The sequence below is a fragment of the Polaromonas sp. P1_F4 genome (assembly GCF_056405675.1).
The window spans coordinates 997459-1023284 of the sequence record NZ_JBFUBP010000001.1 but is presented as its reverse complement, the minus strand read 5'-3'; the positions used below and the strand labels follow the sequence as shown (position 1 = coordinate 1023284).

Sequence of the window (25826 nt, the reverse complement as noted above, 5' to 3'; positions counted from 1 at the left end):
GGTTTTTTGTGCCCTGGCCTTGCTGCCGACGAGAACCATGTTCACTCGTACCGCGCGGCAGCATAAAACCATGGCACGAACCCTGCGCCAAATTCTCTGCGGCGTGCTGCTCTTCCAGAGCTGGGCCTTCGCAGCCAATCCTTCGTCCGTCCCGACCGCCTACACCACCGCGCTTTACGAAACGAGCGTGGGCAGCAATCCTGCACAGGCCTACTTCCTGGTGAACGTATTGCGCCGGGCTGAAGCTCCCAAGGCGGACCTCGAAGCCTTCCGCGCCGAACTGTTGCATGGCTATGTAGCCCAGATGACCAGCGCAGCGCCACCAACCGCCGCGCCCAAACCCGCGCCAGGCCTTTGGGAGTCACTCATGCGGCGGTTGCCGGGCCGGGCGAAACCGCCAACAGACAATGTGGCCGCAGTCATCGCGCGCGGCCGGCAGCACGGCGACGTGATGAGCCCCGCGTTCCGCGCCACCTGGCAGACGGCGATCAACCAGGCGATGACACCGCGTTGGGGACCCGGCACCTCAGGTGCGCCGGTTTTCACGCTGGAGCTGCGCGACATGCAGCCTATCGCGCCCGGCATCTGGGCTGCACCCTCTGCCGAGGGTCAGTTGCGCCTGATGCTGTCGCTGCGTCTGGCCAACACCAGTTCGGTGCCACTGCCCCTGTACCGCCCCGACATCGTCCTGCAAGGCACGCTGCGCTTTACCTGCGACTGGGACAGGACACGGATAAGGCAGAGCGAAATGCAGGCCAATGAAGTCACCTTGCTGCAGCCCGGCGCCGAATCCGATCCCCTGGCGTGCGAAGCACCTCCAGTGCCCGGGTATTGGCGCGAGCAGGTGCCCGCGCTGCTGGCCGCCAACGGCAAGGCGGGCCTGCAAACCGTGGTCGTGCCGCACGAGCTGGACAGCCAGCAGCGGCTGTACCACATGGAATTGGCGTTCTCGCATGCGGCGCCGCAAGCTGTCAGCTGGAGCCAGCGCCTGATGAAGGCCCGGCATGAGAAGTACCGCCAGTGGTCTCCTGCCAAAACCGCACTGGAGCCACCCGAGTCGGGCAGTTTGACGGCTGCGCCGCATCACGGATGGAAGGCGACCGCCACATTGCTGGCGACCTTCCTCGGCGCCACCGTGTTGGCGCTCGGCCTGTTTGCCGGCGGCCGCGCGGCGCGTAGCGCGGGCGTGCCGGAGGGCGTGGTTGCCGTTGTCTCGGTGCTGCTGGTAGGCGGCGCGTGGGTGCTGGCCACTGTGAAACTGGGCGGTGGCGGCACGGGTTACGACCATCCCCTGTATCTCGGCCTTGCCTTGGGGGCGGGCTTCGTCGGGCCGGTGGTGCTGGGCGTGGTGGCCCTGCACGCCCTGCACAAGGTGCTGGACGACGAGGAGATGGAATGGTGGCAGGCCGTGGCTACCGGCTGGCGCCGTGCGCTGAACTTCACCGCAAGAACAAGCCGGGCCGAGTTCTGGGGCTTCCTGGCGCATGCTGCCTGGCTTTGGGCGCTGGCGCGCGTCTGCCTCATGCCGCTAGACCGCTGGATAGGCCTCGTCTTGCTGGTTCCCGTGGTGACGCTGACGGTCCGCCGCATGCTCAGCATGACGAGTCAGGAATGGCTCGAGATGGGGGTGATGCTGATATGCCTGCTGCTGCTTCTGCTGGCGTGAGCTGCTGCGAGGTGGTGACAAAGTTGCGACTGCCAAAACAACGTTCCTGAGTTGATCTCTCAGGCCGTTACCAGTTTGGCGGGTACAACCGACTCTTTTTCCTGAACCACCGCATATTCCACAGCCAGCCGCAGCATCGTGGGTGTGACGTAGTGGCGATGCACATAGTCAATGGCCGCCATGTAAAAGCGGCCAAAGGCATTCTTGCAATGAACCCGCGTACCCAGCATCACATCCACATGATGCTTGTCGACGATTTCCACGCTGACACAGGACCTGAACAGCAGATGTTTGTCATTGGCGCCCAGAATGACTTGCGCTTTGGTATCGGCTGCATTAATGGTTTGGCCAAGCACCGGGTAGCGATTGGCAAACAGGTTGCTGGTGTCCGGCGACAACAGCGAAGACACAGGGCAGCCCAATGGCGATGTACGCAGGCCCAGGGGTTTAACCAGAACATTGCGCAGCGCCATCAGATTGGACACACCGCTGGGCGCGTTAAGCAAAAAGCCCTCCAGGACCGTGGCGAGCAAATTCGTGGCGCTGGTGTGCCCAAAGTTGGTACCGGTCACGCGCAAGCGAAAAGTGTCTTCATGATGGACGCGCAGTTCGGTCAGTTGCTGAAGCAGCAGCGAATCGAGTGGCGGGCTGCTGAGCTCCTTCACGCTTCGGGCGGATCCGCCATGTGACAGAAAGCCCGACGCCCCTTTCCACGAACCCCACAAACCTCGCATCACACCTGCGCCGCTGCGCACAGTGTTGCATACCACCCGGTGGAATGTTCCGGGCGGAGCATCCAGCGACAAAGTCGTGGTCGGCACGGTATCAGCCTTGAAGTCCTTGGCCTGAAGCAACGCTTTCACCTCGTCCGGCAGCAACTCCGTCAATGATGGGATGCTCGCCTTATTGGTCAGCACCTCCTGTTTCAAAGACTCCGACAAATTGCCGCCCAGTTCATTGGTATGGCAAGACAACGCAAAAAATACAGGGTGCAAAGAATTACGCGAGAGCGGAGAAAACTGGTGCCAGGTTTCTCCGCCAAAGCGCACAGTGAACATGCAGTCAGGCGGGATGTTCACAAAACGCAGGGCGCGGATGAAGTTTTGCGGGTCTTCCTGGATTTGTTGTTCCGACGCGCTGGAAAAGCGCAACTGGGCTCCACCGCTGCCCGACACCGCCGTGAAGATGCGGTGCCCTGCATGGCGGTGAAACGGATGGCCCTTGGGCCCCACGACAAATGAATACAGCGAGGTAGCGTCACCTTTGGCAAAATTGGTCCCGCCCAGTTTGGCCGATGGCTCGTCCAGCTCATCGACAAACGCGCCGTGCTGCCGCTGCCTGGATGCCACGCTGGCAAACAGATGATTGCCGGCGCCATGGCCGATCTGGGCAATCAAGGACACCTCGACGGCCAAACCGCCCGATTCGGATGGAATACGAACCGACGGAAACGTTTCAATCACCTGTGTGAGATTCAGCATGAGTCCCTCTCTCCTTGTTACCTGGCTTTTTGTGTTTTGGCAGCGACGCGTTCCCGCTTCAGGGGACGCGCCACCGGGCATAGTTCGAATGCATAACCCGTGAGGCTGTTTACGAGGCTGTCACCGTTGAGCTTGTAGAGCACAAACTGGCCGCTGCGCTCGCTGGTCACCAGGCCGGCGTTTTCAAGCACCGACAGGTGGCGAGAAACGGCCGGCGTGCTCATGGCAAAGCGCTCGGCCAGCTCAGTGGTGCTGAGTTCTTTCTCGGTGAGGTAGGCCAGGATTTGGCGCCTGGGCCCCGAGGCGAGCGCTTCAAATATTTTGTCAAGGGATGCAGGCATTGATGTATTAACTTATTTGTTAATAACTTTATTCAAGATATTCCGTGCTGTCAAGCTGCTTCTGGGCTTCTGGTTTGAGGCCGGCGCTTTTCTTTGCCCCGTCGATCCGCTAAGCTTTGCTCCGTCCCAACCTCAGGCATCAAGGCCTCTCCCATGACAAGCTTCTGGCTCATGAAATCCGAACCCGAAGAATGCTCGGTCGACGACGCGCTCGCAGCCGAAAATTCGACAGTCCCCTGGGTCGGCGTACGCAACTACCAGGCGCGCAACTTCATGCGTGACGGGATGCAAGTCGGCGATGGCGTGCTGTTCTACCACTCGAGCTGTGCCGAGCCGGGCATTGTCGGCCTCGCAGAGGTGGCGTCTACACCCTACCCTGACCCGACGCAGTTCGACCCGAAGTCGCATTACTACGACGCCAAGTCCAAACGCGAAGAGCCGCGCTGGCAGTTGGTAGATGTGAAGGTGCTGAAGAAGACACGCAACCTGACGCTGCCTGAGCTGCGGGCTCACAAAGAGCTGGAAGACCTGATCATCCTGCGCAAGGGCAACCGGCTCTCCATCACGCCGGTGGAGCCGCAGCATTGGCGGGTGATTACCAAGCTGCTGGGCAAGTCCTGAACGCTGCTGGCCTGCCCTGCGCAACGTCGCGGGGTGACAGCTTGACTATCAAAACCATAGCTGCTTGCGCCCGCCGCTACTGGCCTGCAGCCATTTTTTATATCGATTTGGCAGCTTTTTGGCTACCCGCCAGCGGACTTCAGCGCCACCAGCACCACCACGACCACAGCCAGGATGAGGGAAACACCCCGCCAGAACGCCACCGGGTTGCGCTCGAGCAAAGCCGGGCGGGTCTTGTCCAGGAATGACTGGTTGGGGTGGCGCAGGTCGTACAAGAACTCCGACAGCTCGCCATAGCGCTTGGCGGGGTCGGGGTGAACGGCCTTGCGCAGCACGCCGTCTATCCATGCGGGTATGTCACGGTCTTCGTACAGCACTGAGTCATAGCGCAGCTTGCTTTGCGCGGCCCGGGTCCGGCATTTGGCCACTTCGGCGCCGTAGGGCAGCTTGCCGGTCAGCATCTGGTAGGTGATGACGCCGAGCGAGAACAGGTCAGAGCGCGTGGTGCCGCCCTCGCCCACAAAATACTCCGGCGCCGAATACTGGGCCGTGCCCAGGATGTCGTTGTGCCCGCCGGGCGCATCTGCTTCCATCAGGCTGGCTACGCGGGTTGATCCAAAGTCAATGATTTTCGCCGTGCCGGTCTTGTCGATCATGACGTTCTCGGGCCGCAGGTCCTGGTGCAGCATCTCCAGCCGGTGAAACGCGCGCAGGCCTTTGGCGATTTGCTCCACCAGCCCGCGCACGGCTTCAAGCCCGGGCTGGGGGTTGTCAATCATCCACTGGCTCAGCGTCTGCCCGTCGATGTATTCGGTGGCCACATACACATAGTGACGCTTTCGGGTCGGCACATAAGGCTTCAGCACATGCGCGCTGTTGATGCGCCGGGCAATCCACTCTTCCGTCAAAAACCTTTCAAGGTAGGCCGGGTCGCCGCCCAAATCTATCGACGGTGTTTTGAGGATGACGAGCGCGCCCGTTTCGTTGTCGGTGGCCAGGTAAATATGGCTGCGGCTGCTGCCGTGCACTTCGCGGATGATGGTATAGCCGTCAAACTGCGTCCTGGCCTCCAGGATGGGCGGAAGCGGCAGGCCCGACAGCTGCTGGAGCAACTCGCCGGCCTGCCCGTTGGGCAGCTCATCGACGCGGACAATCTGTGCCGTGAGGTTGTCGCCGCTGCCCCGCTCCAAGGCTTTTTCAACGATGGATTTGGCCGCCATATCAAGCCCACCGGGCTCGTCGGCACAGATGTGGATGAGGCCGGCCATGTCGTATTCGCTGACATGTTCGTACACGCCGTCGGTGGCCAGCAAGAAGATGTCGCCCTGCTCCACCTGCTGGGTCTGGTAGTCGATTTCAAGCTGCGGCTTGAAGCCCAGCGCGCGGCCGAGATAGCTTTGGCCCTGCGAAATCCACACACGATGGTCGCTGGTCAGTTGTTCCAGCACCTTGCCGCGCAAACGGTAAATGCGTGAATCACCAACATGAAAAATATGCGCGGTGGTCGACTTGATGACCATGGCGCTCAGCGTGCACACATAGCCCTTGTCTTTGTCGTAGCGGTACTGGCTCTTCTGCGTCTGCGCATGCAGCCAGGAGTTGGTGGCGCTCAAGATCCGCTCGGCCGATGTCTTGACCGACCAGGCTTCCGAGGTGCAGTAATAGTCTTCGAGGAAACCGGTCACGGCGTACTGGCTGGCCACATCGCTGACAGCGCTGCTGCTGATGCCGTCGGCCAGCGCAATGGCGATGCCCTTGGCGCTCAGTTGCGGCTCTTTCGGCACATAGATACCGTGGAAATCCTGGTTGGTTTCCTTGCGGCCCTTGTCCGAATACTGACCTGCCGATATCTTCAGTTCACTGGACATGTGGGGTACCGGCAAAGCCCTCGCGCATGCAAGGTGCGCGAGGGCCTTTGTTTTTGAGGCAGATTATTTAAAGGAGCGTGATGGTCCGGTTTTAATGTGCGTGGCATACAGCGTCAAGCCGGTGAAGGCCAGGCCTCCCACCAGGTTGCCCAGCACCGTCGGGATCTCGTTCCAGATCAGGTAGTCCATGATGGTGAAGTGCGCGCCCAGCAGCAGGCCGGACGGGAACAGGAACATGTTCACGATCGAGTGCTCGAACACCATGTAGAAGAACAGCATGATGGGCATCCACATCGCGATCACCTTGCCGCTGACCTGGGTGGAGATCATCGCACCCACCACGCCGGCCGACACCATCCAGTTGCACAGCATGCCGCGTACAAACAATGTGAGCATGCCGTTGGCACCGTATTTCTGGTAGCCCAGCGTGCGGCTCTCGCCCACGATGCCGATAGCCTTGCCCACGGCGCTGGGCTCGGTCGAGAAGCCGTTGGTGACGTAGATGGCCATCATCACCGCCACCGTGAAGGCGCCCGCGAAGTTGCCGACGAACACCAGGCCCCAGTTGCGCAGAACGCCCTTGACCGTAACGCCCGGGCGTTTGTCGATCAGCGCCAGCGGGCACAGCACGAACACGCCCGTGAGCAAGTCGAAGCCGAATAGGTACAACATGACAAAACCCACCGGGAACAGCACGGCGCCCAGCAGGGGCTGGCCGGTTTGCACGTTGATGGTGACGGCGAACCAGGCCGCCAGGGCCAGGATGGCGCCGGCCATGTAGGCCCGGATAACGGTGTCCCGCGTCGACATGAAGATTTTGGATTCACCCGCATCCACCATCTTGGTCACAAATTCCGAAGGCACTAAATAAGCCATACGATCCCTCTAAGTCCTGTTTTGCCAAAAAAAAATCCACTTCGAGATCTTCAAAAAGATTTGAAGACCGAAGTGGACGACGTTATCCATTCAGATCGATGGGCACCGCGAAACTCGCTGCACCCTGCGCAGGCCTTCGTTAGCCTGACCCGAGGGATGCAAGCACATACCGTGCCGCTAACAAAACACCGCGAATCCGGGCTTGCCGACGCTTTAGCGACGCTTTTACCCGTCGTTTTGGCACTGCGAAGGGAGTGACTGCCCCAAATTTGTGCATCAGGGTGTCCATCTTTAAATATTTTGGTGCCAGCTAGGCCACTGCCGGATACAGGCGCTAAGGCGCAAGCCGCTGCGCAAAGAACGCCAGGATCTCGTCACGCGCGGCCAGCGTAGGCTGGCCCGCCTCGTCGATCAGGTGGGCGGTGACCACGCTGTGCGGCGTCTTCACGTGCGCCGCAAAGAACGGCGGCACGTCGGGGTTGGCGGCGCCGTCGGTCAGTACGCGGCCCACAAAGCGGTCGCCCAGCGCCGCGGCATAGGCCGCAAAGCGCTGGGCCCTGCAAAAGCTGTCGCCTTCAAACCGATAGGCCAGCACCGTGAGGTTCTCGCGGTCCAGCCGCTGGCGGACGGCCTTGATGTCCGCAGGCGACATTTCGATGCCGGCCGGGTCATTGAGCGGCAGCGACGGCTGGCACAGCACCGGCGCCAGCATGGCGGGCTCCAGCATCATCGTGAGGGCGAAATTACCCGTCCAGCACATGCCGATGGCGCCCACGCCGGGGCCACCGCACTCGTCATGCGCCAGCCTTGCCAGTGCCCGCAGCCACTGCGTGGCCGGGCTGGCCTGGTTGGACGCGAACGCGCGGAACTCGGCGCTGACACAGGCGCGCTGAAAGATGGCCGCGCCTTCATCGGCACGCGGCACGGCGCCGTCGCGGCCAAAGAGCGACGGCATGTAGACGGTAAAACCCGCGTCGCGCACCCAACGGCTGAAGCGCGCCACGTGCGGGCTGATGCCGGGCATCTCGGTCATGACGATCACGGCCGGGCCCTTGCCCATCAGGTAGACGTTTTTGGTAACGCTATCCAACGTGATCTCACGTTGGATGAAATCCTCGAGGGAGTCGTCTTCGGTCAGCTTGCGCGTTGTCATCGGTGTCCTTGCTTTGCGAACGGTGGGAGGAATGGCGTCCGTGGAATTCATGGAAGAGATGAATTTGGCACCGTACGCGCGTAAACTCCCAGTGTCTATTTCGACATGTTTAAGGCCTTTTCAGCCAATGCGAGATTTCACCCTCCTGCTGCTGCCGGGCACCTTTGCCACCGGCGTGGCGGCCACACTCGATATCCTGCAGGCCGCGTCTGCCCTCGCGCCGCGCATGAAGCTGGCGCGCCCCACCTGGCGTGTGTTGTCAGCTTCAGGCGGCCAGGTACGGTTGAGTTCAGGCCTTTACATCGATACCGCAGCCCTGCCCAAACGCTACCGGCCTGATCCCTCCACCTGGATCGTGCCGGGCCTGGGCCTGGACAACCCGCAGGCCCTCGACACCGGCTTGGCCACCGCAGACGCGCAACGCGTGATTCAGGCCGTCGCCGCGCATGCTGCGCACGGTGGCCGTGTTGCGGCGTCGTGCTCGGCGGTTTTTTTGCTCCAGGCGGCCGGTGTGCTGGCCGGGCGCCGGGTCACTACCTCATGGTGGCTGGCGCCGGAGCTTCGAAGGCGGGAGCCGGCCTGTACCGTCAATGCCGACCGGATGGTGTGCGCCGACGGCCCGGTGAGCACCGCAGGCGCCGCCTTTGCGCAAACCGACCTGATGCTTCACCTGCTGCGCGAGCAGTTCGGGGTAGCCCTGACCGAAGCTGTGGGTCGCATCTTGCTGATCGACGGCCGGCAGGCGCAAGCGCCTTTTGTGGTGCCAGCCATGCTCTCCAGCGGCAACGCACTGGTGGCCCGCCTGGTGGCGCGGATCGAGTCTGCCCTGCCCAGCCCACCCAGCGTGGAGGCACTGGCAAACGAATTCGCGATGTCGCAGCGGACGCTGTCGCGTCACGTACGCGAGGCCACGGGCAAGAGCACGATGGCGCTGGTGCAAAGCGTTCGGCTCAATCGCGCGCGGATGCTGATTGAGTCCAGCCGGATGACCATCGAACGCGTGGCCGAGCAAGTGGGCTACGAAGATGCCACGGCGCTCCGGCGCATGATGCACAAGGCGGCGGGCGCCAACCCGAGTCGGTACCGGGCGGCGGGGTTAAGAGCTTGAGAGCCCGGCGATTCAGGCGAGGGCCTGCCTGGACTCCATCAGCTTCACCAGCGACCACAGCACCCGGTTCGCCGGCGTGGCCACACCCAGGGCTTCACCACGCCTGACGACCAGCCCGTTGAGGTAGTCGATTTCGGTGGGTTTGCCGCGCGCCAGGTCTTGTGCGGTAGATGACAACTGGTTGGGCATGCTGCCGGCCAGTTTGTCCACGGCCAGGTGCATGTCGCCCTGCACCTGCACGCCTTCGGCTTCTGCCACGGCCAGGCATTCGGCCACCACGTCGCGCATGACGTCTTTCACGCCCTCGCCTTGCACGGTTTTGCCGTACGGCAGCTGCGCGATGGCCGAGACGGCGTTGTAGGCGCAGTTGAGGATGAGCTTGGCCCACAACGCGCCGCGCACGTTGCTGGAGATTTCAACCGGCACACCGGCTGCGATGAAGGCCTGGGCCACGGCCTCGCTCCGGCTGGCCGGCTCAATCACCAGCTCGCCGCGGCCGTGGTGCCTGACGTGGCCGGGGCCGGCCATTTCGGTGGCCACGTACACCACGGCGGCCGCCACGGCGTGCTGCGGCAGCACGGTGCGCAGGCGGTCGGCGTTGTCCACGCCGTTTTGCAGGCACAGCACCAGCGCATCCGGTGCCAGGTGCGGCCGGATCAATGCGCCCGCAGCTTCGGTGTCGGTGGATTTCACGCAGAACAGCACCAGGTCGGCGCCCTGCACGGCGGTGGGTTCGCTGCTGGCGGCCAGGCGCACGTGTTCGTCGAAAGTGCGGGTTTCCATGTGCAGGCCGTCACTCTGGATGGCGTCAGCATGCCGGGGCCGGGCGACCAGCGTCACGTCACGTCCCGCACGGGCCAGCATGCCGCCGTAATAACAACCAACGGCGCCTGCGCCCATCACGGCGACTTTGAGGGATTGGGTCATGGGGGTCTTTGCCTTCGATGAGATGCAGATACGGAAACAGAAACAGAAACGGAAGAGGAAACGTAAAAAGGAATTGTGGGTGAAGTCTGCCGCCCCTGCTGGCGACCGGGCCACTTAGCCCGGGCCGCCGGTAAAACGCCGGGCCAGCTGGTCGCGCTCAAAAGCCTCGACCACAAAATCGATAAACACCCGCGTCTTGGCAGGCATCTGGCTGCGCGTGGCGTAATAAATCGAGATCGCGCCGGCATCGACATACCACTGCGGCAGCACCCTGACGAGTTCACCGCGTTCCAGCGCGGGCAGTACGTCGGGCACGCCCAGAAGCGCCACGCCCAGGCCCAGCAGCGCTGCGGCGCGCATGGCCGTCGGGTCGTTCACGACCACCGACTCGGTGAGGCTTGCCGGAACTTCCACTCCCGCCCCATCGCGCATGACCCACTGGCGCACCCGGCCCGTTGCGCTGGATCGCAGGGCGATGCCGTTGAGCACTGCCAGGCCCGCAGGGTCGGCTGGGGCCTGGTGGGCGGCCATGTAGGCAGGCGATGCCACAGCGACCAGGTGGATCGGGGCCAAGGCGCGAGACACCACGCCCGGCGACAACTCAAAGCCCCCACCAATGGCCGCGTCATACCCTTCGGCGATCAGGTCGACCGGCCGGTTCTCGAAGTGCCAGTCGGGGCGAATTAGCGGATAGCGGGCCAGAAAGGCCGGCAGCAGGGGCACGATGTATTCGGCGCCGAAGGTGGGCGACATGCTGACCTTGATCGAACCCGCTGGGTCGCCGCTGTCGCTGGAAACGGCTGAGATGGCGGACTGCAGCGCGTTGAGGTTGCCGCCAATCGAAGCCAGGAAGCGTTCGCCGGCTTCGGTCAGCGTGAGTTTGCGGGTCGAGCGCTGAAACAGCCGCACGCCCAGGTTTCGCTCCAGCATGGCGACGTTGCGGCTCACGGCGGCGGGCGTCAGCGCCAGGCGCCGCGCAGCCTCTGAAAAGCTGCGGCCTTCGGCGCTGCGAACAAACGATTCAAGGTTGGCCAGGGTTTCCATTTCACCATCTTAAAGTAATGATTGAAGATAATTCAATCAATTACCGACTTATCAAAAGGCAATCAAAAACCCATCATTCACCCCATCAACAACCCAAGGAGTGAATTTATGTCTACCCCCTCAACCCCCAACACCGCCGCCCCCAGCATCGGAATCATCGGCGCCGGCGCCATCGGCGCGTCATTCGCCAAGGCCCTGGCCGGCAAGGGCATCCACGCCACGCTGTCCAACAGCCGCGGCCCGAACTCACTCAAGGACCTGGTCCGCGAGATTGGCCCCACCATCCAGGCCGGCACCGTCCAGGAAGCGGCCTCGAAAGACATCGTGCTGGTCGCCGTCACCTGGGCGCGCCTTCCTGACGCGCTGGCCGGCCTGCCGGGCTTTGGCGGTCGCGTCGTCATTGACGCCAACAACCCGGTCGAAATACCGTCGCTCAAGGCGGTCGATCTGAACGGCCGCGTTTCCAGCGAGGTGTTTGCCGAACTGGTGCCCGGCGCACGCGTGGTGAAGGCCTTTAATCACCTGGAGGCACGGCTGCTGTCAACCGACCCGGCGACTGGCGGCGGAACGCGTGCGCTGTTTTATTCGGGCAACGACGCCAAGGCCAAAGCCGCCGTGGCCGCGCTGATCAGCCAGCTCGGGTTCTCGGGCGTCGACCTGGGTACGCTGGCCGTGGGTGGCCGCATGACGCAGTTTCCCGGCGGTCCGCTGGCACTTCTTAACTTGGTGCAGCTCGGCTAAACGCGAAAGCCGCAATCCTTGGGGCTGCGGCTTTCGCTATCAAATCAATAGCTGCTCGCGCCCGTTCTTATTGGCTTTCAGCCTATTTTGATGGCTAAAAATGGGCCTTTTGAGGCCTTTTTGGGTGTTTTCAGGCCTCCGGCAGCGTGATCCGGGCGCATAGGCCCCCGCCATCGGCAGGCAGCAGCTCAAACTTGCCGCCATGCGCGCGCACGATGCGGTCCACGATGGCCAGGCCCAGCCCGGCGCCGGGCGGGCCGGTGCGTGTGCTTTCAGCGCGGCGAAACGGTTGCTTCAAAGCCTCAGCCTGCGCGGCCTCAATGCCGGCCCCGTGGTCTGTCACCGCTATCCAGACCGAGTCGCCTTGCAGCCCGGTGGCCATCGTGACCGGCGGCAGGCCATGGCGCCAGGCGTTTTCAACCAGGTTGGTGAGCACGCGGCGCATCGCACGCGGGCGCAAGGGTACGGGCGGCGGGTTGCCGCCCTGTAGCGCCACCGGCATGCCGTGGCCGGCCGAGGCGGCCGCCACCTCAGCCGCCAGCACATCCAGCGCCACCGGCGCCAGCGCTTCGCTTTCGGTGCTGCGGGCAAAGTCCAGGAACTGGCTGATGATGGCGTCCATTTCTTCCACGCCGCGTGTCATTCGGGCCATCAACTCATCGTCGCCTTTATCACCTTTGTCGCGCAGGATCTCGATGCCCAGGCGAAGTTTGGTCAGCGGCGTGCGCAGGTCGTGCGACACCCCGGCCAGCATCAGCGTGCGCTCGTCGTCGGCCTGGGCCAGGCTGCGCACCATCTGGTTAAAGCTGCGGCTCAGGTCGGCGATTTCCGTGGGGCCGTCTTCGGGCAGCGGCTGCGGGCTGGTGCCGCCGGCCAGCATGTGCGCCGAAGCCATCACGCGGCGCAGGGGCTGGTTCAGGTAGCGGTGAATCAGCAGCGCGCCCAGTAAAGCCAGCAAGGCACTGGCGAGCGAGGTTACGACCCAGGCGCCGGTGAATTCACGCGCCGGCAGCACGCCGGGCAGGTTGACCCAATGGTCGGCGCCGTCCAGGCGAAGCCGCACCGCCAGGCTGCCACCGGCTTCGCGCCGCCAGATGATTTCGGAGCCCTCGCCTTCCAGCGCAATGCCGCGCGAGGCTTCGTTGACGAAGCGGCGCTCAAGCCGGCTCAGCAGCCGGCGTTCGCCGCGGCCGTCACCCTCGTCGTCATCGGCAATGCCCTGCATGGCGCGGCGGTTGAACTGCGCGACAAAAGCCTCGCGCTGCGCGGGCGGCATGGCGGCCAGGCCGGCACGGATGGAGCTGACATTGCGCGCCACCGCCACCGACAGCTGCGCCAGCCGCGGCTTGATGATCAGCTGGCGCACCAGCAGCGCGCTGGCCAGCTGGCCGACCACAATGAGCACCACGATCAGCAGCACATTGCGGCCGAACAGGCTGCGCGGAAACAGCTTCATGGAAATAGCCTCACGGCTTGCCCGCCTTGCCGTTTTTTGCCACACCGCCTTCCGGCACAAACACATAACCCACACCCCACACGGTCTGGATGTGCGCCGGCTGGGAAGGGTCCGACTCAATCAGCTTGCGCAGGCGCATGACCTGCACGTCGATGCTGCGGTCGGTGGCTTCGTGGTCGCGGCCGTAGGCCAGCTCAATCAGCCTGTCGCGGCCCATCGGCCGGTTGGGGTGCAGGGCCAACGCCTGCAGCAGACTGAATTCACCGGTGGTGAGCGGCACGTCTTCACCGTTTTTTTCCAGCCGGCGTGCTTCCAGCTTCAGGGTGAAGGCGCCAAACTGCACCGTGCCCTGGCCGGGCAGCGGGCCGCTGTGCGCGCCCAGCATGCGCTGCCGGCGCACCAGCGCCTGGATGCGGGCCAGCAGCTCGCGGGGATTGAAGGGCTTGGGCAGGTAGTCGTCAGCGCCCATTTCCAGCCCGACGATGCGGTCCACCGGGTCGCCGCGGGCGGTCAGCATGACGATGGGAATGGTTTCACCCTGCGCGCGCAGGCGGCGACACACCGCCAGGCCGTCTTCGCCCGGCATCATCACATCGAGCACCAGCACGTCGAAGCGCTCGCGCGCCAGCAGGGTGTCCAGGGTTTTGGCGTCTTCCAGTGTGCGCACGGCGTAACCCTGATCGCTCAGGTAACGCTGCAGCAGGCTGCGCAGGTCGGCCTCATCGTCGACCACCAGGACCCGGGCCAGTGGCTCGCTCATCGTGAAAGGCCTGTCTGCAAAAGCACGCTGGAAACAACCATAAGAAAACACCCCGCCGCAAGAAAGATGCCCCATGGTAGCGGCCCGCGTCAGGCCGCCCGCCCGGCAAATCATGACAAACGATGACAAAGCCGGGATTTGCTCATGCCTTGTCATCAAGATGCCGCCTGCAGCCATGCCTGGCTCACATCTGGCGGCCACAGTGGCATCACGGCGCTGCAATGCGGCCGGAACCTCAAGACGCTTCACCGTTCAACGTCAACCTTCAAGGAGTTCACCATGAAAACCATGCTTTCCGCCACTGCCCTGACCACCGCCCTGACATGCACCCTGCTGGCCGCAGGTTTTGCCACCCCCGCCGAAGCGGCCAGCCGCCACGTGGTGCGGACCCATGCCGATGGCAGCGCCACCGCCACCAGGGCAGTCACCCGCCAGGGCCCGCAAGGCGGCACACGGGTGCGCAACCGCAGCACCACCGCCGACGGGCAAGGCAATGCCAGTACCGTGGGCAGTGCCTCCACCACAGGCCCCAACGGCGCCACCGCCGTGCGCACCGGCCAGGCCAGCCGCAGCGCGGACGGCTCGGCACAACGCAGCGGAGAGTTTGCTGCCACCGGCGCCAAAGGCACCGTGCAAAGCAGCGGCAGCAGCAGCAAAACCGCCGACGGCGCCGTCAACGCCAGCCGCAACACCACGGCCACCAGCGCCGCCACCGGCAACAGCGTGCAAAGCACAGCTTCCTACAACCAGGCCACCGGCGTCACCCGCAGCACGACCTGCTATGACGCTGCCGGCGCGGCGATGAGCTGCCCGTCGCGCTAAACGGGCCTGGGCCTTTTATCAAATCCGGTTTTCAAAATTTCAACCTTCACTTTCATTTTTTGGAGCGCTCTCATGACCCTCTCGTTCAACCTCCGCGCACTTTCAATCATTGGTCTGCTGGCACTAGGTACCGCAGCCCATGCCCAGGCACCCAATGCCGCCCGCCTGGAAAAAGCCCGCACCGAATTGCAAAAGCGCTTTGAGGCGGCCGACACCAACAAGGACGGCAAGCTGACCCGCGAAGAAGCGCAGGCAAAAATGCCCAAGGTGTACAAGAACTTTGACGCCATCGACGCCAGCCATGCAGGCACCATCTCGCTGGCCGACATCGAGACCTTTGTGGCATCGAAAAAAGGCTCGCGCAAACCGGCCGGCTGACGACTACGCATCGCGCAGCCCGAATGCCTGACCCATCGTTGACGCACAAGGTCAGAGGCGGGCCGGATATGCTGTCCGGCCTGCCCGCCGCAATACCACTGGAGCCATGACATGTTCCTTGCCCCTCGCCTCCTCACGCACTGGCCGACGCTTGCGCTGGTGCTCACCGCGGTTCTCTACGCCGGGCCGGCACCTGCCCAGCAGGACAGCGGCCGCCTGGCGAGAAAAACCGCCAGGTCCACCGTACCGGCCGGGGTGCGGCAAATCCCCGACATCGCCTACGGCACAGACCCGCGCCAGCGCATGGATGCCTACCTGCCGCAGCAGCCGGCAGCCAACGCACCGGTCATCGTCATGGTGCACGGCGGTGCCTGGATGGTGGGCAACAAGGCGATGGCCAACGTGACCGACAACAAGGTGGCTTGGTGGGTCAAGCAGAAGGGCTACATCCTGGTGTCGGTGGGCTATCGCCTGTCGCCGCAGGTTGACCCGCTGGTGCAGGCGCGCGATGTGGCCAGTGCCCTGGCCAAGACGCAGGCCATGGCCGCCTCGTGGGGTGGCGATCCGGCCAAGGTCATTCTTATGGGGCATTCGGCGGGCGCACACCTGGTGGCACTGCTGGGTGCCTCGCCGGCATTGGCCTATACATCAGGCGCCAGGCTGTGGCTAGGCACTGTGGCACTTGACAGCGCCGCGCTGGACCTTGAGCGCATCATGAAAGCGCGGCACATGCGGTTTTATGACCGCGTATTTGGCACTGACCCGGCCTACTGGCGCACTGTGTCGCCCACCAGCGTGCTGGCGGCTGACGCCACGCCGATGCTGCTGGTCTGCTCGACACAACGGGCGGATGACCCCTGCGCACAGTCGCGTGACTTTGCTGCGAAAGTGACGGCCAAAGGCGTGCGGGCCAGCGTGCTGCCGCAAGACCTGACGCACGAACAGGTCAACACCACGCTGGGCCTGCCCGGCGGGTATACCGATGCGGTAGACGGCTTTATGGCGGGGCTGCTGCCGCGCTGATGGATTTAAGTAAATACAGGCTGCAGCCCGCAGTAAACGGGCGCAAGACGCTATTTATTTGATAGCGAATCAGGCTCAGCTACTTCGCCGCACCAGGCTCTGCCGCAGCCAGGGCAGCATTGCGGCGGTGATAGGTAAAAAACGTCCACATCATGAGCGTGGCGTCCGGGCCCTCGGGCTCGCTGTATTCCATGCTGGCGTCTCCGCCGCTCCAGGCGTGGCCCAGGGCATCTACGTCGCACTTCACCAGCTGCGGCTTGCGGCCGGCGTACCAGGTCGTCGTCTGGTAGGCATGGCGTGGCCGCCTGCCGCTGCGGCGCTCGGGGTAACGGCGAACCACCGGCTCGGGGCGGGCCGCATTTTGGGTAATGACCGGGTTGTTGATGATTTCGAACTGCTCGGCCAGCTGCTCGGCGTTCACCCGCCGCACCACGGCATCGTTGTCGCCATGGATCAGGATGGCCGGCATGCCCGGGAACTCCGGCTGGTCGCTGGCAAACAAGCGCGCCACCGCATCGTAAGACGAGCCCGAGCCGTGTTGCATGGCCCGGTAGGCGCTGAAGGGCGAATGGGTGGTGCCGAACACGGGTGCGGAATGCATGCCCACGGCCGCGATGAGCTCCGGGTGGCGCAGTGCCACGATGGCCGCCAGCGCGGCGCCGGCCGACAGGCCCGCCACGTAAGTTCGTGAAGCGTCAAGCCCGTGTTTTTGCTGCACCTGGGAAATCATGGCGGCGATCACGCCCACATCGCCCTCCCCGTTTTGTGTGGCCCGCTTGTACCAGTGCCAGCAGCGGTGGGCGTCGGCCGCACTGGATTGCTGGGGGTAGAGCACCGCAAAACCCTTGCGCTCGGCCAGTTCGTTCATGCGGCTGCCCGCTGCAAAGTCCGCTGCCGTCTGCTGGCAGCCGTGCAGCATGACCACCAGCGGGCGCGGTGCTGCAGGGGCATCGGGAACCCCGGCAGTAATGGCCGTAGTGGCCGTAGCGGCCGCGGCAGGAAGATACAGCCAATACAGCATGCGCCGGGAATCCGTCAGCAAGCCGTCCCCGGGCAAGGTAAACCAGGCCTTGCGCCAGGTGCCGGGCAACCCGGCTGCGGCGCGGGCCTGTGCCGCCGTGGGCCGGCGGGCTTTTTTGGCGGGCCGGACAACCACCGGTTTCAACAGCTTGACCCCGGGCCTGCGCCGGCGCGGCGTTGTGGTGGCAGGCAACGCCGGCGTGACCTTGGGAAGCAGGCTTTCAAACAGCCGCAAGCCCTGCGCCTGCTGGGCCTTGCCCATGCGGCGCATGCTTTTAAGCCAAAGACTGCTTATGCTTCTGGACATGGTTTGACAAAAAGTGGTGGGGCCATCTGGGGTCGGTTCGAGGTCTGCGTCTACTTTGATTTCCAGGAAGGGATTTGCGCCAGATCAATAAGTACACGGTCATTTTGCTGCATTGCAACAAAATGTCTACCAGCATGGCCATAAAACATTGAATTCGGCGCTTTCCGTCACAAAATCGGGGTTACAAAATGCTAAAACCCGAGCCGCTACGATGGAGCCCGGGAGCGCATGTGCCATTTCGGCGCGGTATCAGCGCCATTTCAGCGCGTGTGCGCACCATTTAGGGTCTTTTTGTGCTTTCCGGCTTCGCATCTGCATTCCTCGCAAAACTGGAAATGGCAAAACCACAACCTCCTGAATTCCTGGACACTCCGCGCGTCGCGCTGAGGCCCGTCACACTTGCTGACGCAGAAGCCATTTTTCTCGGATATTCCAGCAGTGAGGTCGCGACCCGTTTCATGAATTTTTCACGTCATGCGGCGTTTGATGAAGCGGTAGCTTTCACCGAGCGATGCGTTCGATGCTGGAAAGACGAGTCCGCTTACCCCTGGGCCGTTGTGTCGAAACAATCGGGAGAGTTCGTAGGCGTCGTCGAGGTACGGGTCAATCCACCGCAAGTGGATTTCGGCTACATCTTTTGCGAGCGCTTCTGGGGCCACGGCTTTGCGACAGAGGCTATTGAGCCCGTCATCGACTGGGCCGTTAGACGGCCCGAGATTTACCGGATCTGGGCCACATGCCACCCGGAGAACACCGCTTCGGAACGTGTCCTCGTGAAAGCAGGGCTCAAGCTGGAAGCGCGTCTGGAGAATTGGGAAGCCCGGCCCCAACTGGGTGAAGCCGCAGGGCCGAGCTTGATGTTCGCGAGGATCAAGCCCACGACCAGGATTTGATTCGCATCAACTTCAAGCGCAATTTGGCGAAGGAAGGCACGGTAACGTGGGGCGATAAAGCCACGTGGCTGAAATTTCTTCGAAAATGGAGGTGCCCAGCAAGTTGATGGATTTGCATGGCATCCCGTTGAATCACTGCCTGTACTTCAGCCGCTTGACACCTCCATCGGTTTCACCTCTTTTGCCTCATGCCCGAATTCCTGACCGCCGCCCTTTACCAGTTCGTTGAGCTGCCCGATTTCGCCGAGCTGCAGGCGCCGCTGCTGGCGCAATGCGAAGCCCATGGTGTCAAGGGCACGCTGCTGCTTGCGGCAGAAGGCATCAACGGCACGATTGCCGGGCCTGAAGAAGGTGTGCGCGCCGTGCTGGCGTATCTGCGCAGTGACCCGCGCCTGGCGAAGCTGGAGCACAAAGAGGCCTGGGCTGAGTCCATGCCCTTCTACCGCATGAAGGTGCGCCTCAAGCGCGAGATCGTCACCATGGGTGTGCCGGAAGTACACCCCGCGCTGATGGCGGGCGAATACGTCAAGCCGCAGGAGTGGAACCAATTGATCAACGAGCCGGGCGTGGTGCTGGTCGATACACGCAACGACTACGAGGTGTCGATCGGCACCTTCCATGGGGCCGTGAACCCGCACACCAGCAGCTTTTCAGAGCTGCCCGGCTGGGTCGAGCGCGAAATGGCCGAAGGCGGCAAGCTGGCGGCGCATGACGGCAAAAAGCCGAAGGTAGCCATGTTCTGCACCGGGGGCATTCGCTGCGAGAAATCCACCGCGCTGCTGCGCTCCAGAGGCTTTGAAGAGGTCTACCACCTCGAAGGCGGCATCCTTAAATACCTGGAAACCGTGCCCGAGGCGCAAAGCACCTGGGAAGGCGAATGTTTTGTGTTTGACGAGCGTGTGTCCGTCGGCCACGGCCTCAAGCCCGGCGCCTTCACGCTGTGCCGCTCCTGCCGCGATCCGCTGAGCGAAGAAGACCGCCAGTCGCCGCTGTACGAGCTGGGCGTGAGCTGCGCGCACTGCCATGCAAAGACGACGGAAGAACAGAAAGCCGGCTACCGCGAACGCCAGCGCCAGGTTGAGCTGGCCGAAGCGCGCAATGCCGCGCACATCGGCGTGCGGCAATCCGGCACCTGATGCACCTGGTGTCTCAGGCCATGAACAGCTCCCTGCCCGTCCTGTATTCCTTTCGCCGCTGCCCGTATGCCATGCGCGCCCGGCTGGCGCTGGCCGTGAGCGGCGAGCCGCATGAACTTCGCGAAGTCGTGCTGAAGAACAAGCCCGCCGAGATGCTGGCCGCTTCGCCCAAAGGTACGGTGCCCGTGCTGGTGCTGCCCGGCGGCGAAGTCATTGATGAAAGCCTGGACGTGATGCTGTGGGCACTGCGGCGCAATGATCCCGAGGGCTGGCTCTCACCATCCAAGGGTTCCATCGATGACATGCTCGCGCTGATTGCAGGCTACGACGGCGCCTTCAAGCGCAGCCTCGACCGCTACAAATACCCGAACCGCTATGCTGAGGAATCGGCAGGTGAAGCCAACGCCTTCGCGCAGCTGCAGCGCGGCTTGGGCGCGGCATGGCTGGCAAAGCTGGACGACATGCTGAATGAGGGATGGCTGTGCGGTGCACGCGCCAGCCTGGCCGACATGGCGATGCTGCCCTTTGTACGCCAGTTCGCGCATACCGACCCCGCCTGGTTTGCGGCCCGGCCCTGGCCGCGGCTGCAAGCCTGGCTGACGCAGTTTGAGGCGAGCACGCTGTATGCGGGTGTGATGGACAAGCATGCGCCGTGGCAGCCTTCGGACGCCCAGGTTCAATGCTGATATAAACCACTCAGCGACGCCCAGACCGGACCATACAGCCGGCAGTGCCGCCGCCCAGGCCGCACACCGGCCGCGGCCCATGCCAGTCCATCACCGGGAGGAATTTCTTGAACAACCCCACACCCCAGCCCAACCCTTTTGCGCCGCCGCAGACGCCCGTCAGCGACGTGCCTGCGCCGCTGGCCACCATCGCCATCGACGAGCTGCCGGTTTCCGATGCCTGGAAGACCAAGTTCAAGTTGATGGAGAAAGCCGGTGGCGTGAAGATGCCCCAGTTCAAGGCCTTGACCACCGGGGAGCGCATGAAGCTCGGCTTCGGCATACTGCCTTTCCTGTTTGGCCCCTTTTATTACCTGGCCAAAGGCATGTGGAAAAAGGCGATCACTCTGTTTTTGCTGTGCCTGGTGGTGATTCTGCTCATCGAAATCGCACTGGAGATGGCCGGTCTTGGCAGGTTCGGCAGATCCCTCACCTATGGCGCCGGGGCCGTTTACGCCATCCGCGCGAATATCGACTACTACAAGAAGATGGTGCTCGGGCAAAACGGCTGGTGGTAGCCCCACCTGCTGCCTGGCTCTGCGAGCCACCTACCGCTTGCGTTTTTTTCGACCCCCACCTTCAAAAGCCATGAGTTCCACCAACCCCTACGCACCTCCCCTGGCCCCGGTGGCCGATGTTCCCGCAACGCCTGATGCTAGCGCCGGCGCCCCGGCCTTCTTCCCGGTCTCACAGATCAAGCTGGTGGTGATGTCGTTCAGCACGCTGGGCCTATACCAGTTTTACTGGCTCTATAAAAACTGGAAGATGGTCCGCCTGCGCACGGACGAAGACATCATGCCTTTCTGGCGTGCATTTTTCGGTGTGCTTTTTTTCTACTCGCTGCTCGACCGCATCAAAAAGCATGACCCCGAAGCACCCAGCGCCCGAATGGAAGCCGGTGGGCTGGCTGCGGCCTGGATTATTCTCACCCTGCTATGGAAACTGCCTGACCCGTACTGGTTGATCGGCTTTGTCGGCATTTTTGTGCTCATCCCGGTGCAAGGCCTGGTCAACCAACTCAACCACAAGGTGGCGCCGGGCCACAACCCCAACAGCCGCTTTTCGGGCTGGAATTGGCTGACTGCGGTGCTCGGCATCCCCTTCTTCATGCTGGCGGTATGGGGCGCCTTTTTGCCGGAGCCGTAATACGTGACCAACCCTGAGGACCGACCATCAGCTTCCAGGCTTACCTTGATAACATCCAGGTTCCAGGTAACACCGGCAAGTCCCCGCCGACTTCAAGAAGCTGGCCGAGCAAAAAGGCTTCAGCGCCCAAGGTACTCAAACCCGAGGTAAAGACCAAGTGGTGGCATGGCCATGCGGTGGCGATCGTGGCGCTTTAAGCGCCTATAAGGCATAAATCAACGCTGAAAACGCGTCGACAGCACCACCGAGGTATTGGTGCGCTCCACCCCATCGAGCAGGCCGATGCCGTCGATCAGCGCATCGAGCCGCTCAATCGAGCCGGCCTGCACGATGGCGATCATGTCGAACGTGCCGCTGACGGAGAGCAGTGAGCGGACCTCCGGAATCTTGCGTAGCGCCGCCTCCACCGGGCCCGACAGCTTGGGGCCAACGGTGAGCATCACGTGGGCGGCCACCTGCGACTGCTCATAGGCGTCACCGGTGCGCACGCCGTAGCCAGTGATGACCTTGTCGCGCTCCAGCCGCTCTATGCGGGCCTGCACCGCCGTGCGCGACAGGTTCACCTTGCGGGCGAGCAAGGCCACCGGGCAACGGGCGTTTTCTCGCAGCTCGCTGAGCAGTGCCTGGTCTATGGCGTCAAGGTTCATGCGTCTGGGTGGGTCGCGCCCTGTTGTGGAGATGAATAGTTAAATAGATTGTCATAACATTCTATTCGTCTAAATTATGGCTTCTATTTGTATAAATTGATACTACCAACCGCCGGTGCTGCGCTCCACAATCAATCAACGCCCTTCGCCTGGAGGGGCCCATCAAGGAGCTGATATGAAAAAGATCATGGTCGTAGGCGCCGGCAAAATCGGCTCAACCATCGCCGCCCTGCTGGGCTCCAGCCAGGACTACGCGGTGACGGTGGTGGACGCATCGCAGGCCGCACTCGCAGGCATCAAGGCCGGCGCAGGGGTTCAGCTGAAAGTGCTGGACGTCACCGATCCTGTCGCCCTGCGCGCAGCGCTTGAAGGGCAGTTTGCGGTGCTCAGCGCGGCGCCGTTCCACCTCACCACGTCGATTGCCGAAGCTGCCGTGGCGGCCGGTGTGCATTACCTGGACCTGACCGAAGACGTGGCCAGCACGCGGCGCGTGCGCGAACTGGCCGGCACCGCGCGCTCAGCGCTGATTCCGCAATGCGGCTTGGCTCCGGGCTTTGTGTCCATCGTGGCGGCCGACCTGTGCCGGCGTTTTGACAGCCTGCACAGCGTGCGTATGAGGGTGGGCGCCCTGCCCCAGTACCCGTCGAACGCGCTGAACTACAACCTGACCTGGAGCACCGACGGCGTCATCAACGAGTACTGCGAGCCCTGCGAAGCCATTGTGGAAGGCGTGCTGCGCCAGGTGCCGCCGCTGGCCGAACACGAAGAGTTTTCGCTCGACGGCGTGACGTACGAGGCCTTCAATACCTCAGGCGGCCTGGGCACCCTGTGCGAGACGCTGCAGGGCAAGGTCACCAACCTCAACTACAAGACCATCCGCTACCCCGGCCACGCGGCGATCATGAAGGCACTGCTCAACGACCTGCGCCTGCGCGACCGCCGCGGTGTGCTCAAGGACATCCTGGAAAACGCGCTGCCCACGACGATGCAGGACGTGGTCATCGTGTTCGTCACCGTGAGCGGCCAGCGCGAAGGCCGGCTGATGCAGGAGACCTACGCCCACAAGGTGTACAGCCACGTGGTCGGCGGCGTGCTGCGCAGCGCGATCCAGATCACTACGGCGGCTGGTATTTGCACAGTGCTGGATTTGCTGGCTCACGGGCGGCTGCCTGCGCAAGGGTTTGTGCGGCAGGAGGATATTGCGTTGGGGGACTTTTTGGGGAACCGGTTTGGTGGGGCTTATGCGCCTTTGGTGGAGAGGGTTGCGGCTTGAGTTTTTTTAGAAACAAGCGTTTTGACTAATGAGGGAGAGCGCTAGTAGCTATTGAATTGATAGCGATTTTCTTTTGAGGTTGTTGTTGATTTGATGGGCGCGCCCTTTGCTGAGTGTTGCTGGCCGGGTTGCCCGGCGGCTACTCACTTTCTTTTTCTTCGTATATGGATCGGACGTGCAGTGCAAAGGTGTGCGGAGGGAAGCCTATCCCAAATCCACAACATCCGACTGCAACGATTCAAGGGCCTAACCAAAACTGCAATACCCTGAGGATGTGATTCGAAAAATTCTCCGGGGCCAAATTGATTGAGGAGTTCGAAGCCGCATATACGCTTTGAATGGGAGAGACATCGTCCGGCAACGCCTGTACAACCGGCAAACCGAAGTCAAGCAAGCGAGGACTTTTTTTGACGAGTTCAACCCAATGCCAGTTGGTATTCGTTGATACGAAGTGGTCGCCAAGAAGTTGAGCCAACGCCAGCAATATGTATTCTGTTTCATCATCGGCCACCAAAGCTTGCGATGCCAATTGTCTTAGTCCTTGGTTTTCATACTGCACAAGCTCAGCATCGACTAGCTTTCTAAATCTCAAAGCCCGTTCGACGGTTTTACTGATTGAAAGTAACAGATTTCTGTCACCGCTCTGGTTCGGATGAACACCCAGGGTTCGGTAGAAATCGCCTCGCTCAGCTCTGTAATTTTCCAGAAATACTTTTACCTCTCCAACGGAGGAATATACGAGTCTTGTCTGAAGTTGATCGTACCTACATAAGCCAAATACCTTAGTGGCTTTATTCATAAGAGTAGCTTTCATAACCGTATTTTCAGTATCTCCGAAGTGGCTCTGATAGAAGTTCAGGGTTCGTGCCACTAAGGCCACGCTCCCCAAAACCTGAGCTCAGTACAGCTGCTAGTGCGACATATCCCAAACTACTAACCTTAAGTCTCCGGCGCAATCATCTCCGCATACTCATAAAGAGCTTCAAGCACCGCCTGCCCCTTCTCATCCGCCGTCTCCGCCAACACATCAATCTCGGCAAACAGCGCATCCACATTCCGCGCCCCGCCCTCCCCCTCCAGCAAACGCGCGGCGCGATGCGCTTCCCAGCGTTCGGCGTCTTCAGGCGACAGGGTTTCGGCAAAGTTGCGCGCCCGGTAGCGAAACACCAGTTCCCCGAGGCGCTCATCGTCAAAGCCGATGCGGGCATGAGCCAGCTCAGCGGGTGACAAGGCGCGCAGCTGGTTCAGCCGGCGCCTGTCGGTGTTGTTGATGAAGCCGCCGTACAGGTCTTCATCAACATCCGGCGTGGGCTCTTTGGGCCGCTGGAAGACTTCGGGCCAAATGGCGCTCATGTCGGGCAGGCCGGCGGCTTTTTCGGCGTTGGCCAGCGCTGCAGGGATGTCTACATTCCATTTGGCGGCCATCTCCGGCGACAGCGTGGCGAGCTTGCGCACGACCATGGGTGACTTGTTCAGGTGAACCGACTTGAGGGGCAGCCGCTGCACGCCTTCGGGCAGCTCGGCCGATTTGCTGAAGAGGCGTTGCCGCAACGTGGCAACGTCGAGCAGGGGCAGCTCACTCGGGTCTTGCGACAAGTCCCAGGCCAGCAGCTCGTTCTTGTTCGTCGGATGCGTTGCCAGCGGCCACATGACGGCCAGGCAGCCGCGCTCTGGCGGGAACATGCCCGAGACGTGCAAAAACGGCTGGGCTGTTTGCGGGCTGGTGGGCAAGCCGAGCTCTGCGGCCACGCGATCTTTTTTGTGCAGGCCCAGGCAAAAGTCAAAGAGCTTGGGTTGCGCCTTGCGGATCAGGCGGGCCAGCGCGATGGTGGCGCGCACGTCAGACAGGGCGTCGTGCGCCGACTCGTGCAGCAGGCCGTTGGCACGCGCCAGGTCTTCGAGCTTGAAGCTGGGGCGGACGGCGCTGGCGTCGTCCGGCCTGCGTTCGTCGGGCTTGAGCGGCCAGGTGATGCCCTCGGGCCGCAGCGCGTAGGCCATGCGCACGACATCGAGTAAATCCCAGCGGCCGCAGTCGTTTTGCCATTCGCGCGCATAGGGGTCAATCAGGTTGCGCCAGAACATGTAGCGCGTGACTTCGTCGTCGAAGCGGATGGTGTTGTAGCCCACGCCAATCGTGCCGGGCTCGGCCAGCACGGCTTCGATCTGCGCGGCGAATTCGTGCTCGGCCACGCCGCGCTCCAGGCACAACTGGGGGGTAATGCCGGTGAGCAGGCAGGACTCTGGATTGGGCAGGTAGTCGTTGGCCGGCTTGCAATAAATCATCAGCGGCTCGCCGATTTCATTGAGCTCTGCGTCGGTGCGAATGCCGGCGAACTGCGCGGGCCGGTCACGGCGCGGGTTGATGCCGAAGGTTTCGTAGTCGTGCCAGAGGAAGGTGTGGGGCATGAAGAACT

At 62.5% G+C, this 25826-nt stretch carries 26 protein-coding genes; 13 read left to right on the top strand and 13 right to left on the bottom strand.

Features of this window, described 5'->3' with window-relative positions; all coding sequences use genetic code 11:
• Positions 1 to 70: 70 nt before the first annotated feature.
• Positions 71 to 1666, top strand: coding sequence for a hypothetical protein (locus AC1DYQ_RS04845; RefSeq protein ID WP_477685794.1), 1596 nt, complete (start codon positions 71 to 73; stop codon positions 1664 to 1666).
• A gap of 59 nt (positions 1667 to 1725) precedes the next feature.
• Here AC1DYQ_RS04845 and AC1DYQ_RS04840 read toward each other — a convergent pair whose 3' ends face one another.
• Together AC1DYQ_RS04840 and AC1DYQ_RS04835 are read right to left on the bottom strand one after the other, a co-directional pair.
• Positions 1726 to 3147, bottom strand: a complete 1422-nt coding sequence (locus AC1DYQ_RS04840) for a DUF2867 domain-containing protein (protein ID WP_477685793.1) — start codon at positions 3145 to 3147, stop codon at positions 1726 to 1728.
• A 17-nt stretch (positions 3148 to 3164) separates the two neighbouring features.
• Positions 3165 to 3488 (bottom strand): metalloregulator ArsR/SmtB family transcription factor, encoded by a 324-nt coding sequence (locus AC1DYQ_RS04835; protein WP_477669455.1) that lies wholly within the window; start codon positions 3486 to 3488, stop codon positions 3165 to 3167.
• 153 nt (positions 3489 to 3641) lie between these two features.
• Here AC1DYQ_RS04835 and AC1DYQ_RS04830 point away from each other — a divergent pair, with 153 nt between their 5' ends.
• Complete coding sequence (locus tag AC1DYQ_RS04830) at positions 3642 to 4109, top strand: EVE domain-containing protein (RefSeq protein WP_477685792.1); 468 nt, start codon at positions 3642 to 3644, stop codon at positions 4107 to 4109.
• Positions 4110 to 4231: 122 nt separating this feature from the next.
• On the opposite strand, the gene AC1DYQ_RS04825 is transcribed toward AC1DYQ_RS04830, so the two are convergent.
• From AC1DYQ_RS04825 to AC1DYQ_RS04815, 3 genes are all read right to left on the bottom strand, one after another.
• Positions 4232 to 5977: a bifunctional protein-serine/threonine kinase/phosphatase gene (locus AC1DYQ_RS04825; protein ID WP_477685791.1), complete on the bottom strand. Its 1746-nt coding sequence runs from the start codon at positions 5975 to 5977 to the stop codon at positions 4232 to 4234.
• A 63-nt stretch (positions 5978 to 6040) separates the two neighbouring features.
• Positions 6041 to 6853, bottom strand: coding sequence for a formate/nitrite transporter family protein (locus tag AC1DYQ_RS04820; protein ID WP_477685790.1), 813 nt, complete (start codon positions 6851 to 6853; stop codon positions 6041 to 6043).
• A gap of 334 nt (positions 6854 to 7187) precedes the next feature.
• On the bottom strand, positions 7188 to 8006 hold the full coding sequence (locus AC1DYQ_RS04815) for a dienelactone hydrolase family protein (protein ID WP_477685789.1): 819 nt from the start codon (positions 8004 to 8006) through the stop codon (positions 7188 to 7190).
• A 127-nt stretch (positions 8007 to 8133) separates the two neighbouring features.
• Between AC1DYQ_RS04815 and AC1DYQ_RS04810 the strand changes: the two genes are divergently transcribed.
• Positions 8134 to 9114, top strand: a complete 981-nt coding sequence (locus AC1DYQ_RS04810) for a GlxA family transcriptional regulator (protein ID WP_477685788.1) — start codon at positions 8134 to 8136, stop codon at positions 9112 to 9114.
• A 12-nt stretch (positions 9115 to 9126) separates the two neighbouring features.
• Here the strand turns inward: AC1DYQ_RS04810 and AC1DYQ_RS04805 are convergent, their stop codons facing one another.
• Complete coding sequence (locus AC1DYQ_RS04805; RefSeq protein WP_477685787.1) at positions 9127 to 10041, bottom strand: ketopantoate reductase family protein; 915 nt, start codon at positions 10039 to 10041, stop codon at positions 9127 to 9129.
• 114 nt (positions 10042 to 10155) lie between these two features.
• Complete coding sequence (locus AC1DYQ_RS04800; RefSeq protein ID WP_477685786.1) at positions 10156 to 11085, bottom strand: LysR family transcriptional regulator; 930 nt, start codon at positions 11083 to 11085, stop codon at positions 10156 to 10158.
• A gap of 108 nt (positions 11086 to 11193) precedes the next feature.
• On the opposite strand from AC1DYQ_RS04800, the gene AC1DYQ_RS04795 reads away from it, so the two are divergent.
• Positions 11194 to 11826 (top strand): NADPH-dependent F420 reductase, encoded by a 633-nt coding sequence (locus AC1DYQ_RS04795; RefSeq protein WP_477685785.1) that lies wholly within the window; start codon positions 11194 to 11196, stop codon positions 11824 to 11826.
• 130 nt (positions 11827 to 11956) lie between these two features.
• Here AC1DYQ_RS04795 and AC1DYQ_RS04790 read toward each other — a convergent pair whose 3' ends face one another.
• Positions 11957 to 13282 (bottom strand): ATP-binding protein, encoded by a 1326-nt coding sequence (locus tag AC1DYQ_RS04790; protein ID WP_477685784.1) that lies wholly within the window; start codon positions 13280 to 13282, stop codon positions 11957 to 11959.
• A gap of 10 nt (positions 13283 to 13292) precedes the next feature.
• On the bottom strand, positions 13293 to 14042 hold the full coding sequence (gene ompR / locus AC1DYQ_RS04785; RefSeq protein ID WP_477685783.1) for an osmolarity response regulator transcription factor OmpR: 750 nt from the start codon (positions 14040 to 14042) through the stop codon (positions 13293 to 13295).
• Positions 14043 to 14321: 279 nt separating this feature from the next.
• On the opposite strand from ompR, the gene AC1DYQ_RS04780 reads away from it, so the two are divergent.
• From AC1DYQ_RS04780 to AC1DYQ_RS04770, 3 genes are all read left to right on the top strand, one after another.
• Positions 14322 to 14864, top strand: coding sequence for a hypothetical protein (locus tag AC1DYQ_RS04780; RefSeq protein ID WP_477685782.1), 543 nt, complete (start codon positions 14322 to 14324; stop codon positions 14862 to 14864).
• A 72-nt stretch (positions 14865 to 14936) separates the two neighbouring features.
• Positions 14937 to 15242, top strand: a complete 306-nt coding sequence (locus AC1DYQ_RS04775) for an EF-hand domain-containing protein (RefSeq protein ID WP_477685781.1) — start codon at positions 14937 to 14939, stop codon at positions 15240 to 15242.
• A gap of 111 nt (positions 15243 to 15353) precedes the next feature.
• Entirely contained in the window at positions 15354 to 16265 is a 912-nt protein-coding gene (locus tag AC1DYQ_RS04770) for an alpha/beta hydrolase (RefSeq protein WP_477685780.1), read from the top strand.
• Between the two features lie 79 nt (positions 16266 to 16344).
• On the opposite strand, the gene AC1DYQ_RS04765 is transcribed toward AC1DYQ_RS04770, so the two are convergent.
• The gene (locus tag AC1DYQ_RS04765) at positions 16345 to 17592 is read right to left on the bottom strand and encodes an extracellular catalytic domain type 1 short-chain-length polyhydroxyalkanoate depolymerase (RefSeq protein WP_477685779.1); all 1248 of its coding nucleotides are present in this window, start codon (positions 17590 to 17592) and stop codon (positions 16345 to 16347) included.
• A 293-nt stretch (positions 17593 to 17885) separates the two neighbouring features.
• Here AC1DYQ_RS04765 and AC1DYQ_RS04760 point away from each other — a divergent pair, with 293 nt between their 5' ends.
• The 5 genes from AC1DYQ_RS04760 (at position 17886) to AC1DYQ_RS04740 (ending at position 21492) form a co-directional block, all read left to right on the top strand.
• On the top strand, positions 17886 to 18485 hold the full coding sequence (locus tag AC1DYQ_RS04760) for a GNAT family N-acetyltransferase (RefSeq protein WP_477685778.1): 600 nt from the start codon (positions 17886 to 17888) through the stop codon (positions 18483 to 18485).
• A gap of 188 nt (positions 18486 to 18673) precedes the next feature.
• On the top strand, positions 18674 to 19621 hold the full coding sequence (trhO, locus tag AC1DYQ_RS04755) for an oxygen-dependent tRNA uridine(34) hydroxylase TrhO (protein WP_477685777.1): 948 nt from the start codon (positions 18674 to 18676) through the stop codon (positions 19619 to 19621).
• Positions 19622 to 19641: 20 nt separating this feature from the next.
• A complete protein-coding gene (locus AC1DYQ_RS04750) occupies positions 19642 to 20307 on the top strand; it encodes a glutathione S-transferase (protein WP_477685776.1) in 666 nt (221 codons plus the stop codon).
• 107 nt (positions 20308 to 20414) lie between these two features.
• The gene (locus AC1DYQ_RS04745) at positions 20415 to 20864 is read left to right on the top strand and encodes a DUF2628 domain-containing protein (protein WP_477685775.1); all 450 of its coding nucleotides are present in this window, start codon (positions 20415 to 20417) and stop codon (positions 20862 to 20864) included.
• A 70-nt stretch (positions 20865 to 20934) separates the two neighbouring features.
• A complete protein-coding gene (locus AC1DYQ_RS04740; RefSeq protein WP_477685774.1) occupies positions 20935 to 21492 on the top strand; it encodes a hypothetical protein in 558 nt (185 codons plus the stop codon).
• A gap of 215 nt (positions 21493 to 21707) precedes the next feature.
• Here AC1DYQ_RS04740 and AC1DYQ_RS04735 read toward each other — a convergent pair whose 3' ends face one another.
• Entirely contained in the window at positions 21708 to 22139 is a 432-nt protein-coding gene (locus AC1DYQ_RS04735) for an Lrp/AsnC family transcriptional regulator (protein WP_477685773.1), read from the bottom strand.
• Between the two features lie 175 nt (positions 22140 to 22314).
• Between AC1DYQ_RS04735 and AC1DYQ_RS04730 the strand changes: the two genes are divergently transcribed.
• Positions 22315 to 23412, top strand: coding sequence for a saccharopine dehydrogenase family protein (locus AC1DYQ_RS04730; protein WP_477685772.1), 1098 nt, complete (start codon positions 22315 to 22317; stop codon positions 23410 to 23412).
• A gap of 238 nt (positions 23413 to 23650) precedes the next feature.
• Here the strand turns inward: AC1DYQ_RS04730 and AC1DYQ_RS04725 are convergent, their stop codons facing one another.
• Positions 23651 to 24211, bottom strand: coding sequence for a hypothetical protein (locus tag AC1DYQ_RS04725; protein ID WP_477685771.1), 561 nt, complete (start codon positions 24209 to 24211; stop codon positions 23651 to 23653).
• A gap of 140 nt (positions 24212 to 24351) precedes the next feature.
• Positions 24352 to 25818 (bottom strand): exodeoxyribonuclease I, encoded by a 1467-nt coding sequence (sbcB, locus tag AC1DYQ_RS04720; RefSeq protein ID WP_477685770.1) that lies wholly within the window; start codon positions 25816 to 25818, stop codon positions 24352 to 24354.
• Between the last annotated feature and the right edge of the window lie 8 nt (positions 25819 to 25826).